The following is a 15410-nucleotide window of genomic DNA, read 5'->3' on the forward strand; positions in this document are numbered from 1 at the left end:
GGCTATCGAGCGGGGCTTTGGAGCGGAATCTTTCGGCCCATCGCAGGCGTGCGGCGATGGTGGGGTCGCGGGCGTGGTTTCGCGCAGTCGGTCAATGCAGCAGTCGCAGGATGTCGTTGTAGAACGCCAGGCCCATCAGGCCGGCCAGCAGGCCCAGACCGATATATTGGCCGACAGCCATCGCGCGTTCGCTCAACGGGCGGCCTTGGGCCAGCTCGATAAGGTAATACAGCAGGTGGCCGCCGTCCAAGACGGGGATTGGCAGGATGTTGACGATCGCCAGACTGAGTGACATCAGGGCGAGGAAGTTCAGGAACCAGGCCGGCCCCAGCTGGGCTGATGCATTGGCGTAACGGGCGATGGTGATCGGCCCGGAGACGTTGTCGGCCGAGGCGCGGCCCCGCAGCAGGCGGCCGATCATGCCGACCGAATCGGCGGCCAGCTTCCACGTTTCGCGCACCGCCGCCGGCACCGCGGCCACCGGCCCGTACTGCAGTTTCGCGTCGTAGGCCGGCGTGGCGGCAGGGGCCGGAGCGATGCCCAGGGCCCAATAGCGGCCGCCGGACCCATCCCGGCGCAGGCGCGGATGGATCTCCAGTGCCAGCCGGTCGCCGTCGCGCAGGACCTCGACCATGGCCTGGCGGCCACCGAACCGCTGGACCAGGGGTCCGATGTCGTCGAACGCGTGCACCGGCGTGCCATCGACGGCCGTGATCCGGTCGCCGTCGGCCAGCACGCCCCACGCGGCGGATCCGGGTTCGATCCGGCCGACCAAGGGGGGCAACAACTGGTGGCGCGGGGTGAGTCCGATGTCGCGCAGCAGCTGATCCTGGTCGGCAGCGGGCGGCAGTTGCGACAGGCGCAGCGTGCGGACCACCTCGTCGCCATCGGCGGTTTGCACCCGGATGCGGACGTCCCTGCGGTCGAGCGCCGCGGTCGCCAGCGCCAATGCCGCTTCGCTCCAGGTCGGGGTGTCGCGGTCGCCGACCGCCAGCAGCCTGTCGCCTCGCTCGAGCCGCGCCTGCGCCGCCAGCGCTTCGACGTGGCCGACGACCGGCGAGAAATCCGGCCGCCCGATCACGAACATCGCCCACAGCAGCGCCACGCACAGCAGCAGGTTGGCGAACGGGCCAGCGGCGACGATCGCGATCCGCCGACCGACCGACTTGCGGTTGAACGCCTGGCCCAGGTCGCGCGCGTCGACGTCGCCTTCGCGCTCGTCGAGCATCTTGACGTAGCCGCCGAGCGGGATCGCCGCGACAACGTACTCGGTGCCGTCGCGCCCACGGCGCAGCCACAGGGGCTGGCCGAAGCCGACCGAGAACCGCAGCACCTTCACCCCGAACCGGCGCGCGACCCAGAAGTGCCCGAACTCATGGAACGTCACCAGCACGCCGAGGCTGACGATCATCCACCACACCGAACCGAAGAAATCACCCATGGCGTGCGCTCCTCATGACAGCGCGCGTGGACGGACGGCGGTGGGGTTGCGCGCAATCGCCTGCTCGACATGGCGGCGCGACAGTGCGTCGGCGTCGCGTAGCACGTCCAGCGAATCGGCGGCGACCACTGGAAGCGAGGCCAGCGCGTCCTCGACCAGAGCCGGGATCTGCAGGAAACCGATGCGCCCGTGCAGGAAGGCGGCGACCGCAACCTCGTTGGCCGCATTGAGCACGGCCGGCGCGGTACCGCCGGCGGCGAGTGCGTCGAAGGCCAGCCGCAGGCAGGGGAAGGCATCCAGATCCGGCGCTTCGAAGTCCAGCCGGCCCTGCGCCAGCAGGTCCAGCCCGGCGACGCCGGACTCGATCCGCTGTGGCCAGCCGAAGCCCACCGCCAGTGCGGTCCGCATGTCCGGGAGGCCGAGTTGGGCGAGGGTCGAGCCGTCGATGAATTCCACCAGTGAGTGCACCAGGCTCTGCGGGTGCACCAGCACGTGGATCTGCGTGGCGGGCACGCCGAACAGGTGGTGGGCTTCGATCACCTCCAGGCCCTTGTTCATCAGCGTCGCCGAGTCGACCGAGATCTTCGGTCCCATCGACCACTTGGGATGCGCGATCGCCTGCGCCGGGGTGACGTCGGCCAAGGCCGCGCGGGCACGCCCGCGGAAGGGGCCGCCGGAAGCGGTGAGCAGGATCCGTCGCAGCCCGTGGCTGCCCCCGCCCGCTGCGCACGCGCCGATTCCCGCCGGTGCCACCGGCAGGCACTGGAAGATCGCGTTGTGCTCGCTGTCGATCGGGACGATGCAGGCGCCGGCGGCGCCGGCGGCGGCTGTCAGCAGTTCGCCCGCCAGGACCAGCGATTCCTTGTTGGCGAGCAGCAGGCGCTTGCCGGCGCGCGCGGCGGCCAGCGTCGAAGGCAGCCCGGCGGCGCCCACGATCGCGGCGACGACGGTATCGCAGGCATCGCTGGCGACCAGTTCCCCCAGCGCGGGGTCGCCGGCATGGGCCTGCGTGGGCAGCCCCGATTCGCGCAACCCGTCGCGCAGGCGCGCGTGCGCCCCGGTATCGGCGATCACCGCGTGGGCGGGGCGATGGCGCCGACAAAGCGCCAGCAGGGCTTCGACATTGCTTCCGGCCGCCAGCACCGTTACCCGCAGGCGGTCGGGATGGCGCGCGACCACGTCCAGCGCCGACGTGCCGATCGAGCCGGTGGCGCCGAGCACGGCGATGTCGCGAAGGGGAGGTTGGTCGTTCAAGGGGAGCCGGTCTGGAAGGGGGCAGCGGGCGCGGGGAGCGCGGGCGGCCTCAGAATCCGAGCCAGGCCTTGCCAAGCGCGAACACCGGCAGCGCGGCGATGACGCCATCGATGCGGTCCAGGACCCCGCCGTGGCCCGGGATCAGGTCGCCCGAATCCTTGGCCCCGACGTGGCGCTTGAGCAGGCTTTCGAACAGGTCGCCGACCACCGAGAACGCCACCGCGACGGCGGCGACCAGCGCCACCGCCGGCAGTTGCCCGAAGCCGGCACCGGCCAGCGGCGCGAAGGCGACCGCGACTGCGACGCCGGCGACAAGCCCACCCAGCAGGCCTTCGATGGTCTTGTTCGGGCTGATCCGCGGGCTGAGCTTGTGCTTGCCCAGGTGACGCCCGACGAAATAGGCGCCAGTGTCCGCAGCCCAGACCATCATCAAGGCCACGAACAGCCAGCGATGCCCCATCGGTCGCTCGGCGTGGATCCATGCCAGCGCGCACCAGGCGGGCACGATCGCCAGCGTGCCGGCGGCGAGCTTGAACACCCGCGCATGGGTGTCGTGGTCGGAGGCGAATCCGAAGTGCTTCAACCACAATCCCGCCAGCAGCCACCAGATGACGCCGGCCACCGTCGCCAGCTTGAACAACACGAGCGACAACCCTCCGGCGTGGCTGCGCGATCCCCAGACGATCGCCACCATCAGCGCAAGGTTGGCAACCAGCAGCACGGTCCGCGCCAGCGTGTCCTCGACATCGGCCAGCCGGAACCATTCCCATAGGCCGGCCAGGAACACCACCGCGGCCAGGGCCACCAGCCACGGGGTCGGCAACAGCAGGATGGCCGCGATCGCGATCGGGGCGAGTACCAGCGCCGCGAGCACGCGGGTCTTGGTCATGCAGGGGTCTCGTCTGGAGTGGTGGCATTCCCGGCGCCGGCCCCGGGCTGGCCCTGCGCACCGGTCAGCCCGAAACGGCGCTCGCGGCTGGCGAATTCATCCAGGGCGCGCTGCAGTGTGGCGGCATCCAGCGCCGGCCACAATGTCTCGGTGAACCAGAGTTCGGTGTAGGCCAGCTGCCAGAGCATGAAATTGCTGATGCGGAAATCGCCGCCAGTGCGGATGAACAGGTCCGGCGGCGGCAGGTCCGCCAACGCGACGCGGCTGGCGAACAGGCGCTCGTCGATCGCATCCGGATCCAGCCGTCCCGCCGCCACGTCCCGCGCCAGCGCGCGCGCCGCCGCGGCGATGTCCTGGCGGCCACCGTAACTGGCGGCGATCGTGAGAACCAGTGCGTGGTTTGCGCGGGTGAGGGTTTCGGCCCCATCCATGCGCGCCCGGATCGCAGCGCTGAAGCGTTCACGCTCGCCGATGAAGCGGACCTGCACGCCGCGCCGGTGCAGCTCGGCGACCTCGCGGTCGAGCGCGTTGATGAACAGCTTCATCAGCGCCCCGACTTCTTCTTCGGGACGGCCCCAGTTTTCGCTGGAGAAGGCGAACAGGGTCAGCGCGGCGATGCCGCGCTCCAGGCAGAAGTCGATGCAGACATTCACCGCGCGCGCTCCGGCGCGATGGCCGATCACGCGCGGACGCCGACGCTGCTGCGCCCAGCGTCCGTTGCCGTCCATGATGATGGCGATGTGGGCGGGAATGGTCACTGGTCGGTCGCCTGGGGTCGCGCATCGGGGATCGACCCATGCGTGGTCCTCGGCCGGGGACCCGGCAAGCGGCTGCGTACGCGTCCGGATCCGCGATGCTTCATTCGGTAAGGCTCGCCGCCTCAGACCGCCATCAATTCCTGTTCCTTGGCGCGCACGACGTCGTCGACGTCCTTGATGGCCTTGTCGGTGAGCTTCTGGATGTCCGCTTCGCTGCGCGAGGCTTCGTCCTCGGTCACCTGCTTGTCCTTCAGCAGTTCCTTGACCTGGTGGTTGGCGTCGCGGCGGATGTTGCGGATCGCCACCTTGGTGTCCTCGCCCTCCCCGTGCACGACCTTGGACAATTCCTTGCGGCGCTCCTCGGTCAGGGCCGGCAGGTTGAGCCGGATCACGGTACCGGCGGTGTTCGGAGTCAGCCCCAGGTCGGAACCCAGGATCGCCTTTTCGACCGCGCCGACGATCTGCTTCTCCCATGGCGTGATCACCAGCGAGCGGGCATCGGCGACGGACACGCTGGCGACCTGCGACAGCGGGACTTCGGAGCCGTAGTAGTTGACCTTGATGTGCTCGACCAGCGCGGGAGAGGCGCGGCCGGTGCGCACCTTGACCAGCGTGTGGCGAAGCGCCTCGATGCTCTTGGACATGCGCGCCTGCGCGTCCTTGTGGATGTCGTTGATCATGGCCGGCTCCGGAGCTGATGCATCGCGCCAGTATAGCGAACGTCGACGCCCGGCCCCGGCCGCGGCCAGCTATCCGCCGTGCGGGGCGCGATCGTGGCGGTCGTGCTCGCAGGCACTGCCACGCTCGATCTGCAGGGTGGGATGGTTGATCCCGAATCGCTCGTCCAGGCCATGCGCGAGCCGATCGATGAAATCGTCGTGGTCGCCGTCCCCCGGCCGCACGAGGTGCGCGGTCATCGCGACTTCGCCTGCGCCCAATGACCAGATATGCAGGTGGTGCACCGCGACCACGCCATCCTGCGCCTGCAGGAAGGCGCGCACCGCGGCCTGGTCGATGTTCGACGGCACCGCATCCATGGCCGCGTTGAAGGCGTCGCGAAGCAGGGCGAACGCGCTTGCGGCCACCACCACGCCGACCAGCAGCGCCGTCACCGGGTCCAGCCACTGCCAGCCCAGGCGCAGCATCCCCAGCCCCGCCAGCACCGCGGCCAGCGACACCGCCGCATCGGCCATCAGGTGCAGGAAGGCGCCGCGCCGGTTGAGGTCGTGCGCATGCGCGTGGCCATGGCCGTCGCGGATCAGGAAGGCCGCACCGAGGTTGACCACGATGCCGATCGCCGCGACCACGATCACCGGCAGCGCCGGGATCTGCGGCGGCGCGCCGAGCCGGCGCAGCGCCTCCCACGACAGCGCGCCGGCGAAGGCGACCAGCAGCAGCGCGTTGGCCAGCGGCGACAGCAATGTCGCCCGCCGCCAGCCGTAGGTGTGGCGCGCGGTCGGCGCGCGCCTGGCCAGCACGGCCGCACCCCAGGCCAGGCCGAGCCCGAGCACGTCGCCGAAGTTGTGCAGCGCATCGGACAGCAGTGCCAGCGAATCGGTGGAAAACCCGTAGCCGGCTTCGACCAGGGTGTAGGCGAGGTTGATCAGGGTGACGGTGGCGAAGGCGCGGGTCGCGGAGCCGCCGCCGTGGCCATGTCCACCTTCGTGGGAATGTCCGTGCATCGGCCGATCGTGCCGCAATGCCGGCGTGGACACTATTGCGCGAAGCCGTCACGCGCGCGGTGCGCGGGAACCCCAACGCTGGATCCGGTCGCCATGGCCACGTCCGGAGATCGAGCCAAGGTCGCCGGAATGCAGGGCGCGGCTGCGCCTTGCCCGGGCTACGGATGACGCGCGAGGCCCTCAGCGATGCGGCAGATCAGGCGCGACCCTGGACCAACGTGCCGATCGGCTCCCCGTGCAGGATGCGCAGCAGCACGCCCGGCTGGCTCATGTCGAAGATCCGCAGCGGAAGGTCGCTGTCGCGGCATAGCGCGAAGGCAGCGGTGTCCATCACCTGCAGGTCGCGGGCGATGACCTCGTCGTAGTCGAGTTTCTCGAAGCGGGTGGCATCGGCGAACTTCTTCGGATCCCTGTCGTAGACGCCGTCGACCTTGGTCGCCTTGAGCAGCAGGTCGGCGCCGATCTCGATCGCACGCAGCGCCGCGCCCGAATCGGTGGTGAAGAAGGGATTGCCGGTACCGGCGGCGAAGATCACCAGCCGGCCTTTTTCGAGGTGCCGGATCGCGCGACGGCGGATGTAGTCCTCGCACACGTCGTTGATCTTGATCGCGCTCATGACGCGTGCCTTGGCGCCGAGCTTTTCCAGCGCATCCTGCATCGCCAGCGCGTTGATGACGGTGGCGAGCATGCCCATCTGGTCGCCGGTGACGCGGTCCATGCCACCTGCGGCCAGCCCCGCGCCGCGGAAGATGTTGCCGCCGCCGACCACCAGCGCGACTTCGGCGCCGGCCTGCTGGGCCTCGATCACCTCGCGCGCCAGGCGTCCGATCACCTTCGGATCGATGCCGTAATCCTCGTCCCCCATCAACGCCTCGCCGGACAGCTTGAGCAGGATGCGGCGATAGGCGAGTTGGGACATGGCAGGCTCCGATGGCGGACGGCGGATTGTAGCGGATGCGTCGAAGGCGTCCCCAGGGCAACAAAAAACCCGCGGTTTCCCGCGGGTTTCCCGGGTCGCGCGGCGCGATGGCTTACGCCAGGCCGGCCTGCTTCATCACTTCGGCCGCGAAGTCGTCGGCCTGCTTCTCGATGCCTTCGCCGACCGCGAGACGGACGAAGTTCAGCACCTGCGCGCCGCCGGCGGCCTTGAGCGCGGCCTCGACGGTCTGGTTGGTGTCCAGCACGTACGGCTGCCCGGTGAGGGTGATCTCGGACACGGTCTTGGCGACCTTGCCGGAAATCATCTTCTCGAGGATCTCGACCGGCTTGCCGGAATCCTTCACCTGCGCCATCGCGATTTCCTTTTCGCGCGCGACGAAATCGGCCGGCACGTGCGCGGGCGAGATGTACGGGGGATTCATCGCCGCGATGTGCATCGCCAGGCCACGGGCCAACTCTGCATTGCCGCCCTTGACCTCGACCAGCACGCCGATGCGGCCGCCGTGGACGTAGGCGCCGATGGTGTTTTCGCTCTCGAGCTTGGCCATGCGGCGGACCTGCACGTTCTCGCCGACCTTGGCCACCAGCCACTGGCGGGCTTCGTCGACGGTCGGGCCGTAGGAAGTCTTGGTCGACTTCAGCGCCTCGACGTCCTGCGCGTCGCCGTTGAGCGCGGTCTGCGCCACTTCATCGGTGAACTTGACGAAGTTCTCGTCCTTGGCGACGAAGTCGGTCTCGGAGTTGATTTCGACCAGCACCGCCTTGTGCGCCTGTTGCGCCATGGCAATGCGGCCTTCGGCGGCGACGCGGCTGGACTTCTTGTCGGCCTTGGCCAGGCCGGTCTTGCGCAGCCAGTCGGCGGCGGCCTCGATGTTGCCGTCGTTCTCGGTCAGTGCCTTCTTGCACTCCATCATGCCGGCGCCGGTGCGCTCGCGCAGTTCCTTGACCTGGGATGCGGTGATTTCTGCCATGGGGTGGACCTCGTAATGGTTGAAGACGTCATCCCCGCGAAGGCGGGGATCCAGGGCATCGAGCCATCTAAAGCAACGTCGCTGGATTCCCGACTTCGCGGGAATGACGAAGCAAAAAGTAAAGAGCGGCCGCGACGTGCGCGGCCACAGGACGGCCGCGATTACTCGGCGGCCGGGGCTTCTTCGGCAGCGGCCGCGGCGTCGGCGACAGGCGCGGCGTCGGCCTGCGTTGCAGCGGCCTTCTTCGCCGGTGCCTTCTTGGCCGGGGCGCGGCCACGCGGGGCCTTGACCGGATTGCCTTCGGCGTCGAGTTCGACGAACTCGTCCTCGCGCACGGTCGCGGCCTGCGGCGCGGCGGCCTTGCCTTCGAGCACGGCGTCGGCGGCGGCGCGCGCGTACAGCTGCACGGCGCGGATCGCGTCGTCGTTGCCCGGGATCGGGTAATCGACCAGCGCCGGGTCGTAGTTGGTGTCGACCACCGCGATCACCGGGATGCCGAGCTTCTTGGCTTCCTTGATGGCGATGTCTTCATGGCCGATGTCGATCACGAACAGCGCGTCGGGCAGGCGGTTCATTTCCTTGATGCCGCCGAGCGAGGCCAGCAGCTTCTCGCGCTCGCGGCGCAGGCCGAGCACTTCGTGCTTGACCAGCTTCTGGAAGCTGCCGTCGGTTTCGCCGGCTTCGAGCTCCTTCAGGCGCGAGACCGACTTCTTGACCGTGGCGAAGTTGGTCAGCGTGCCGCCGAGCCAGCGCTGGGTCATGTACGGCATGCCGCAACGCTCGGCTTCTTCCTTCACGGCGTCGCGCGCGCTGCGCTTGGTGCCGACGAACAGGATCATGCCGCGCTTCTGCGCGATGGCCGAGATGAAGTTCATCGCGTCGCCGAACAGCGGCACGGTCTTCTCGAGGTTGATGATGTGGATCTTGCCGCGGGCGCCGAAGATGAACGGAGCCATCTTGGGGTTCCAGTAGCGGGTCTGGTGGCCGAAATGGACGCCGGCTTCCAGCATCTGGCGCATGGTGATCTGGGGCATTGCTGACACTCCGAATGGGGAATCGTCCGCCAGTGGATGGGGCGGTCGCCGCTGCAGCGACAGGCTGCGGTGGCGAAGATTCCGGGGTTGGGCCTCCCCGTCGTCACTGCGTCCGAACCCGCTTGCGCGGGCACCCCGGAGCAGGGGTTGTCGACGGGTGTGGATTCGCCTGCATCCCGCGGGATGCTTCGCCGGCGTGGGCGCCGCCCGGCATGGACCCGGGACAGCCGCGGAAGTGTAGTGGCAACAGGCGGTTACGGCAAGCCGAGGGGCGTGCCGCCGGCCCGGGTCGGGCGTGATGGGCGATAATGGACGGATGACGATCCAGCCCAAGACCCCCGAAGAGATCGAGAAGATGCGCGTGGCCGGCCGCCTGGCCGCCGAGGTCCTGCAGGTCGTCGCCCCCTACGTGAAGCCGGGCGTGAGCACCGAGGAGCTGGACCGCATCTGCCACGACCACATCGTCAACGTGCAGCAGGCGATCCCGGCCAACGTCGGCTATCGCGGCTTCCCGGCGACGGTGTGCACGTCGGTCAACAACGTGATCTGCCACGGCATCCCGAGCCCGGTGAAGATCCTGAAGGACGGCGACATCGTCAACATCGACGTCACCGTGATCAAGGACGGCTGGCACGGCGACACCAGCCGCATGTATTTCGCCGGCACGCCGTCGGTGATGGCGCGGCGCCTGGTCGAGGTGACGCGCGAGGCGATGTTCCGCGGCATCCGCGCGGTGCGGCCGGGCGCGACGCTCGGCGATGTCGGCGCCGCCATCCAGTCCTACGCCGAGGCCGAGCGCTTTTCGGTGGTGCGCGAGTACTGCGGCCACGGCATCGGGCAGGTCTACCACGACGATCCGCAGGTGCTGCACTACGGGCGCCCGGGCGAAGGCCTGGTGCTCAAGCGGGGCATGACCTTCACCATCGAACCGATGATCAACGAGGGCACCCGGCAGACACGCCTGCTGCCCGATGGCTGGACCGTGGTCACGCGCGACCGCAAGCTCTCGGCGCAATGGGAGCACACCGTGGCGGTGACCGACGACGGCGTCGAGATCCTCACCCGCCTGCCGGGCGACGACAACGACCTGTGAGCACCTCCGGCGCCGCTCGAGGGACGACGCCGCGCCCGGGTGCTCCTGTCGGTGACGTTGGCGAAAGCGGGCCCGTCGAGCACGCGCCCGTCGAGCACGCGCCTGTCGACCACGCGGCAGCCGGCCACGCCTCAATCGATAGCGACCATGTCGCTGCGACGGCGGTGGCGGATGCATCCGCCGGCGAAGTGCTGGCGGGCGACGCCGGCAACAACAGCGACAGCGCGTGGTCGAGCACCAGCCGCACCGCGCTGGCCAAGGTCGACGTCGCGCTTGCCGAACGCTTCGATCGTGGCGACGACGTCGACCTGCTGCTGGCGGCGCGCACGCGCGCGGTCGATGCGATCGTGCGCGAGGCCTGGCAACGCTGCCTGCCGCAGCCGGCATCGACGGCGTTGTTCGCGGTGGGCGGCTACGGCCATGGCGAGCTGTTTCCGCAATCGGACATCGACCTGCTGGTGCTCGCCGACCCGGCGGCGCAGGCAGCGCATCACGAGGCGCTGGCGCGCCTGTTCGCGCTGCTGTGGGACGTCGGGTTGCCGGTCGGACATGCGGTGCGTTCGCCTGAACAATGCGCGCAGGCGGCCGCGGCCGACATCACCGTGCTCACCGCGCTGATGGAGGCGCGCCCGCTGGCGGAAGACGCCGATGCGCAGGCGACGCTCGCGGCCGCCGTCGCGCCGGGCCGCACGTGGCCGCCGGGCGAGTACTTCGTCGCCAAGCGCGAGGAGCAACGGGCGCGCCACGCACGCTTCGACGACACCAGCGACAACCTCGAACCCAACCTCAAGGAAGGACCCGGCGGCCTGCGCGACGTGCAGACGCTGCGCTGGATGGCCCTGCGCGTGCTGGGCGCGCGCGGCCTGGATTCGCTGGTCGAGCTCGGCCAGCTCGGCCGCGATGAACTGGCGACGATCGAACGCGAGCGGCGGGCGTTGTCGCGGCTGCGCTTCGGCCTGCATCTGGTGGCCGGCAAGCGCGAGGAGCGGTTGCGCTTCGACTACCAGAAGACGCTCGCCGCGCGCCTGGGCCATGTCGACTCCGCGGACGCGCTGGCGGTCGAACAGTTGATGCAGGGCTTCTACCGCAGCGCCGCGCTGGTGCTGCGGGTCAACGAGCGATTGCTGCAGCGGTTCGAGGAGCAGCTCGAAGGCGAGGCGGCCGCCGAGCCGCTGGTCGACGGTTTCGTCATGCGCCGCGGCTACCTGCAGGCGACCGACGCTGCCTGGCCGCGCGGGATCGCGGACGTATTCGCGCTGTTCGCCGCCTGGGCCGCGCATGCGCAGTTGCGCGGATTGCATTCGCTCACCGCGCGCGCGCTGGCCGAAGCGCTGCGTTGGTTGCCCGCCTACAACGAAGCAGAGCATGCGCAGCGCGATGGCTTCATGGCGCTGCTGCGCGGACCGCAGCCGGTCGAGACCCTGACGCGGATGGCGCGGCTGGGCGTGCTCGGCCGCTGGATCCCGGCATTCGCCAATGTCTCCGGGCGCATGCAGTTCGACCTCTTCCACGTCTACACCGTGGACCAGCACACGCTCGCGGTGCTGCGCAACATCGCCGGTTTCGCCTCCGGCACCGCCGACGAGCGCTTCTCGATCGCGCACGAAGTCTGGCCGCGCCTGCGCAAGCCGGAGCTGCTGCTGCTGGCCGGACTCTTCCACGACATCGCCAAGGGTCGCGGCGGCGACCATTCCGAACTGGGCGCGGTCGACGCGCGCGCGTTCTGCACCGCGCATGGGCTGTCAGCCGGCGATACCGCCCTGATCGAATGGCTGGTCCGCCGGCACCTGCTGATGTCGGTGACCGCACAGAAGCAGGACATCGGCGATCCGGAGGTCATCCATCGCTTCGCGACCGAGGTCGCCGATCGCGAGCGGCTGGACCTGCTGTATTTGCTGACCTGCGCCGACATCGCCGGAACCTCGCCGAAGCTGTGGAATGCGTGGAAGGACCGGTTGCTGGCCGATCTGTACCTGGCCACGCGGCTGGCACTGCGCCGTGGGCTGGAACACCCGCTGGCGCGCGAGGAACGGGCGCGCGAGACGCGCGAGGAGGCGCATGCGCTGCTGCGCGCCCAGGGCGTCGCCGAGGATGGCATCGAGCGCATGCTCGCGCGTCTTCCCGTCGCCGCCTTCCAGCGCGGCCGCAGTGCCGACATCGCCTGGCAGGCGCTGGCCTTGCGCGACGTGCATGACGGGGCAACGCTGGTGAACGCGCGGCCGCTGGTGCGCCATGCCGGCGCGCTGGAGGTCTTCGTGCATTCGGCCGATCGCGACGGCCTGTTCGCGGCGATCGTGGCCACGCTCGACCGGCTCGGACTGGCGATCCAGCAGGCGCGGCTGTTCGATGGCCCGGAGGGCAACGTCTTCGACACGTTCGAAGTCATTCCCGCCGAGCAGCACGGCAAGGTCGATGCCGGGCATGTCGCGCGCAGGCTCTCCGACGTGCTGGCCACGCCGGACCTGGACGCCGTGCGGCCGACGCGCCGCGCCCGCCCACGGCACCTGAAGCATTTCCGGATCGCGCCCCAGGTGAGGCTGGAAACGATCCCGGCCAGGGAGCCAAACGGTGCCCGCACCCTGCTCAGCGTGGTTTCGACCGATCGCCCGGGATTGCTCGCCGACGTGACCCAGGCGCTGCGCCGGCAGCGGCTGCGCGTGCACGATGCGCGCATCGCGACCTTCGGCGAGCGCGCCGAGGACGTGTTCCATATCACCGACGAGCGCGACCGCGCGCTCGACGATCCGCAACGACAGCAGGCGCTGCGCGACGCGCTGCTCGCCTGCCTGGAAGGAGACGCACCGCAATGACCGAGCGCAAGGCCAGCAGGAAAGTCGCCAAGGCGAAGGCAAAACCCAAGCCCCGCGGCACTGGCGTCGATGAGCTGAAGTTCATGGTCGACAGCGCCTGGGAAAGGCGCACGATGCTGACGCCAGAGGAACTCGAAGGGTCTACCCGGCCGACCGTGGAGCGCGTCGTCGACGGCCTGGAAAGCGGCGAATTCCGCGTCGCCGAGCCTGACGGAAAGGGCGGCTGGAAGGTCAACGAGTGGCTGAAGAAAGCCGTGCTGCTTTACTTCCGCACCCAGGAGATGGAGCTGATCGAAGCCGACCCGGCGCCGTTCTGGGACAAGGTCCCGGCGCGCTTCGCGGACTTCGACGAATCCAGCTTCCGCAAGCTCGGCGCGCGCGTGGTGCCGGGGGCGATCGTGCGTCGCGGCGCGTTCGTCGGCAAGGACGTCGTGCTGATGCCGAGCTTCCTCAATATCGGTGCGCACGTGGGCGCGGGCACCATGGTGGATACCTGGGCCACGGTCGGCAGCTGCGCCCAGGTCGGCCGCCATTGCCACCTGTCCGGCGGCGCGGGCATCGGCGGCGTGCTCGAACCGCTGCAGGCCAGCCCGACGATCATCGAGGACCATTGTTTCATCGGCGCACGCTCGGAAGTGGTCGAGGGATTCGTCGTCGGCCATCACAGCGTGATCGGCATGGGCGTCTTCCTCGGCCAGTCGACCCGCATCTACGACCGTGCGACGGGCGAGGTGAGCTATGGGCGCGTGCCCCCGGGCAGCGTGGTCGTGTCCGGCCAGTTGCCGGCGAAGGATGGCAGCCATTCGCTGTACTGCGCGGTGATCGTGAAGAAGGTCGACGCCAGGACGCGGGCCAAGACCTCGATCAACGAGCTGCTGCGTGGGCTGGCGGATTAGGAATTGATGCGTGTCGTTCCTGCGCAGGCAGCAACCCAGGGCCCTTACCATGGCGGGTCAAAGTCGCCGGATCCTGGTGTTGCAGGGACGGCGGCAATAGCGGAGCAGCATCCATGACCACCGTCTACGGCCTCTCCAACTGCGACACCTGCCGCAAGGCGCGCAAATGGCTCGACCGCTTTGGCGTCGCGCACGCCTTCGTCGACTATCGCGAGCAACCGCCAACCCCGGACATGCTCGCGCAGTGGAAGGAACAGGTCGGCGGCTGGGACCTGATGGTCAACAAGTCGTCGACCACGTGGCGCAACCTGTCCCCGCATCGAAAGGCGCCAGGCTCCGACGCGGAGTGGCGTTTGTTGTTGCGTGAATATCCCCAGTTGATCCGGCGCCCGTTGGTGGTGACCGACAACGGCGTCGTCTCGCAGGGCTTCAGCGACAAAGGCTTCAAGCAGCGATTTTCGATCGACTGAAACGCGCAGTGGCTGCGCCGAGGAGACTGCGTGTCGGACGTTCTTGACCTGGCCTGTGAACTGATCGGAAAGCCGTCGATCACGCCCGACGATGCGGGCTGCCAGGCGTTGATCGCCGCGCGCCTGCAGGCGGCGGGCTTCGCCTGCGAATCGATGCCCCATGGTGCGGTCGACAACCTCTGGGCCAGCCATGGCAATGGCGCGCCGGTGCTCATGCTGCTGGGCCACACCGACGTCGTGCCCCCGGGCCCTCGCGAGGCATGGAGCAGCGATCCGTTCGTGCCGACGGTGCGCGACGGCGTGCTTTATGGCCGCGGCAGCGCCGACATGAAAGGCAGCGTCGCCGCGTTCGTGATCGCGCTGGAGCGTTTCGTCGCCGCCCATCCCGGCCATCGCGGCACCGTGGCGCTGTTGCTGACGTCGGACGAGGAAGGAGATGCGATCGACGGCGTGCGCAAGGTCGCGGCGGATTTCGCCGCGCGCGGCCGGTCGATCGACTGGTGCATCACCGGCGAACCCTCGTCGACGCGCGCGCTTGGCGACCTGCTGCGCGTCGGCCGTCGTGGCACGCTGTCGGCGACACTGACCGTGCAGGGCATCCAGGGCCATGTCGCCTATCCGGACAAGGCGCGCAACCCGATCCACGAGGCGTTGCCGGCGCTGGCCGAGCTCGTGGCGCGCCGCTGGGACGATGGCTATGCGACGTTCCCGCCGACCAGCCTGCAGGTCAGCAACGTCCACGCCGGCACCGGGGCCAACAACGTCATCCCTGGCGAACTGCAGGTGATGTTCAACCTTCGCTTCAATCCCACATGGCGCGCGGAACAGCTGGAACACGAATGCGAGGCCATCCTGCGCGCGCATGCGCTGGATTACGCGATCCACTGGTACCGCGGCGGCGAGCCCTTCCACACCCCCGAAGGCCCGCTGCGCACGGCGGCGCGCGATGTACTGACCCGCTTCTCCGGCGCGGCGCCGGAGGAAAGCACTGGCGGCGGGACCTCGGACGCGCGCTTCATCGCGCCGCTGGGCGCCCAGTGCATCGAGATCGGCCCGGTCAACGCCAGCATCCACAAGGTGGACGAACATGTGGCGGTGGCTGATCTCCAGGCGTTGCCGGAGCTGTATCTCGCGCTGATCGAGCGACTGCTGCGGTAGAACGGCGACGACGCG

14 protein-coding genes are annotated in these 15410 nt (G+C 69.2%); 5 read left to right on the top strand and 9 right to left on the bottom strand.

Annotated elements, in window-relative coordinates:
- Positions 1 to 91 precede the first annotated feature (91 nt).
- From rseP to rpsB, 9 genes are all read right to left on the bottom strand, one after another.
- Positions 92 to 1441, bottom strand: a complete 1350-nt coding sequence (rseP, locus tag G7B67_RS03505; protein WP_166207921.1) for an RIP metalloprotease RseP — start codon at positions 1439 to 1441, stop codon at positions 92 to 94.
- A gap of 12 nt (positions 1442 to 1453) precedes the next feature.
- Positions 1454 to 2695, bottom strand: coding sequence for a 1-deoxy-D-xylulose-5-phosphate reductoisomerase (locus G7B67_RS03510; protein WP_243412229.1), 1242 nt, complete (start codon positions 2693 to 2695; stop codon positions 1454 to 1456).
- Positions 2696 to 2744: 49 nt separating this feature from the next.
- On the bottom strand, positions 2745 to 3584 hold the full coding sequence (locus G7B67_RS03515) for a phosphatidate cytidylyltransferase (RefSeq protein ID WP_166207927.1): 840 nt from the start codon (positions 3582 to 3584) through the stop codon (positions 2745 to 2747).
- Entirely contained in the window at positions 3581 to 4336 is a 756-nt protein-coding gene (uppS, locus tag G7B67_RS03520) for a polyprenyl diphosphate synthase (RefSeq protein ID WP_207780866.1), read from the bottom strand. Before uppS ends, G7B67_RS03515 begins: the two co-directional genes overlap by 4 nt.
- Before the next feature lie 128 nt (positions 4337 to 4464).
- Positions 4465 to 5022: a ribosome recycling factor gene (frr, locus tag G7B67_RS03525; RefSeq protein ID WP_166207933.1), complete on the bottom strand. Its 558-nt coding sequence runs from the start codon at positions 5020 to 5022 to the stop codon at positions 4465 to 4467.
- A gap of 69 nt (positions 5023 to 5091) precedes the next feature.
- Complete coding sequence (locus G7B67_RS03530) at positions 5092 to 6024, bottom strand: cation diffusion facilitator family transporter (RefSeq protein ID WP_166207935.1); 933 nt, start codon at positions 6022 to 6024, stop codon at positions 5092 to 5094.
- A gap of 196 nt (positions 6025 to 6220) precedes the next feature.
- Complete coding sequence (gene pyrH / locus G7B67_RS03535; RefSeq protein ID WP_166207938.1) at positions 6221 to 6943, bottom strand: UMP kinase; 723 nt, start codon at positions 6941 to 6943, stop codon at positions 6221 to 6223.
- A gap of 112 nt (positions 6944 to 7055) precedes the next feature.
- A complete protein-coding gene (gene tsf / locus G7B67_RS03540) occupies positions 7056 to 7934 on the bottom strand; it encodes a translation elongation factor Ts (protein WP_166207941.1) in 879 nt (292 codons plus the stop codon).
- A 161-nt stretch (positions 7935 to 8095) separates the two neighbouring features.
- Positions 8096 to 8968 carry a 30S ribosomal protein S2 gene (gene rpsB, locus G7B67_RS03545; RefSeq protein ID WP_166207944.1) on the bottom strand — a complete coding sequence of 291 codons (873 nt, stop codon included), beginning with the start codon at positions 8966 to 8968 and terminating at the stop codon, positions 8096 to 8098.
- Positions 8969 to 9284: 316 nt separating this feature from the next.
- Between rpsB and map the strand changes: the two genes are divergently transcribed.
- The 5 genes from map (at position 9285) to dapE (ending at position 15395) form a co-directional block, all read left to right on the top strand.
- Positions 9285 to 10061 carry a type I methionyl aminopeptidase gene (gene map / locus G7B67_RS03550; protein WP_166207947.1) on the top strand — a complete coding sequence of 259 codons (777 nt, stop codon included), beginning with the start codon at positions 9285 to 9287 and terminating at the stop codon, positions 10059 to 10061.
- 164 nt (positions 10062 to 10225) lie between these two features.
- Positions 10226 to 12871, top strand: a complete 2646-nt coding sequence (gene glnD / locus G7B67_RS03555; protein ID WP_484482026.1) for a [protein-PII] uridylyltransferase — start codon at positions 10226 to 10228, stop codon at positions 12869 to 12871.
- Positions 12844 to 13767 carry a 2,3,4,5-tetrahydropyridine-2,6-dicarboxylate N-succinyltransferase gene (gene dapD / locus G7B67_RS03560; protein WP_243412240.1) on the top strand — a complete coding sequence of 308 codons (924 nt, stop codon included), beginning with the start codon at positions 12844 to 12846 and terminating at the stop codon, positions 13765 to 13767. The genes glnD and dapD overlap by 28 nt, the downstream gene beginning before the upstream one ends.
- A gap of 113 nt (positions 13768 to 13880) precedes the next feature.
- Positions 13881 to 14237 carry a Spx/MgsR family RNA polymerase-binding regulatory protein gene (locus G7B67_RS03565; protein WP_166207956.1) on the top strand — a complete coding sequence of 119 codons (357 nt, stop codon included), beginning with the start codon at positions 13881 to 13883 and terminating at the stop codon, positions 14235 to 14237.
- A 30-nt stretch (positions 14238 to 14267) separates the two neighbouring features.
- Positions 14268 to 15395 carry a succinyl-diaminopimelate desuccinylase gene (dapE, locus tag G7B67_RS03570; protein ID WP_166207959.1) on the top strand — a complete coding sequence of 376 codons (1128 nt, stop codon included), beginning with the start codon at positions 14268 to 14270 and terminating at the stop codon, positions 15393 to 15395.
- Positions 15396 to 15410 lie beyond the last annotated feature (15 nt).

This window comes from Cognatiluteimonas telluris, from assembly GCF_011320095.1.
Classification (GTDB): domain Bacteria; phylum Pseudomonadota; class Gammaproteobacteria; order Xanthomonadales; family Xanthomonadaceae; genus Cognatiluteimonas; species Cognatiluteimonas telluris.

Bases quoted from the DNA above. Each gene is read 5' to 3' on its own strand.
- rseP (WP_166207921.1), bottom strand. From the start codon at position 1,441: ATGGGTGATTTCTTCGGTTCGGTGTGGTGGATGATCGTCAGCCTCGGC.
- G7B67_RS03515 (WP_166207927.1), bottom strand. From the start codon at position 3,584: ATGACCAAGACCCGCGTGCTCGCGGCGCTGGTACTCGCCCCGATCGCG.
- frr (WP_166207933.1), bottom strand. From the start codon at position 5,022: ATGATCAACGACATCCACAAGGACGCGCAGGCGCGCATGTCCAAGAGC.
- G7B67_RS03530 (WP_166207935.1), bottom strand. From the start codon at position 6,024: ATGCACGGACATTCCCACGAAGGTGGACATGGCCACGGCGGCGGCTCC.
- pyrH (WP_166207938.1), bottom strand. From the start codon at position 6,943: ATGTCCCAACTCGCCTATCGCCGCATCCTGCTCAAGCTGTCCGGCGAG.
- tsf (WP_166207941.1), bottom strand. From the start codon at position 7,934: ATGGCAGAAATCACCGCATCCCAGGTCAAGGAACTGCGCGAGCGCACC.
- rpsB (WP_166207944.1), bottom strand. From the start codon at position 8,968: ATGCCCCAGATCACCATGCGCCAGATGCTGGAAGCCGGCGTCCATTTC.
- map (WP_166207947.1), top strand. From the start codon at position 9,285: ATGACGATCCAGCCCAAGACCCCCGAAGAGATCGAGAAGATGCGCGTG.
- G7B67_RS03565 (WP_166207956.1), top strand. From the start codon at position 13,881: ATGACCACCGTCTACGGCCTCTCCAACTGCGACACCTGCCGCAAGGCG.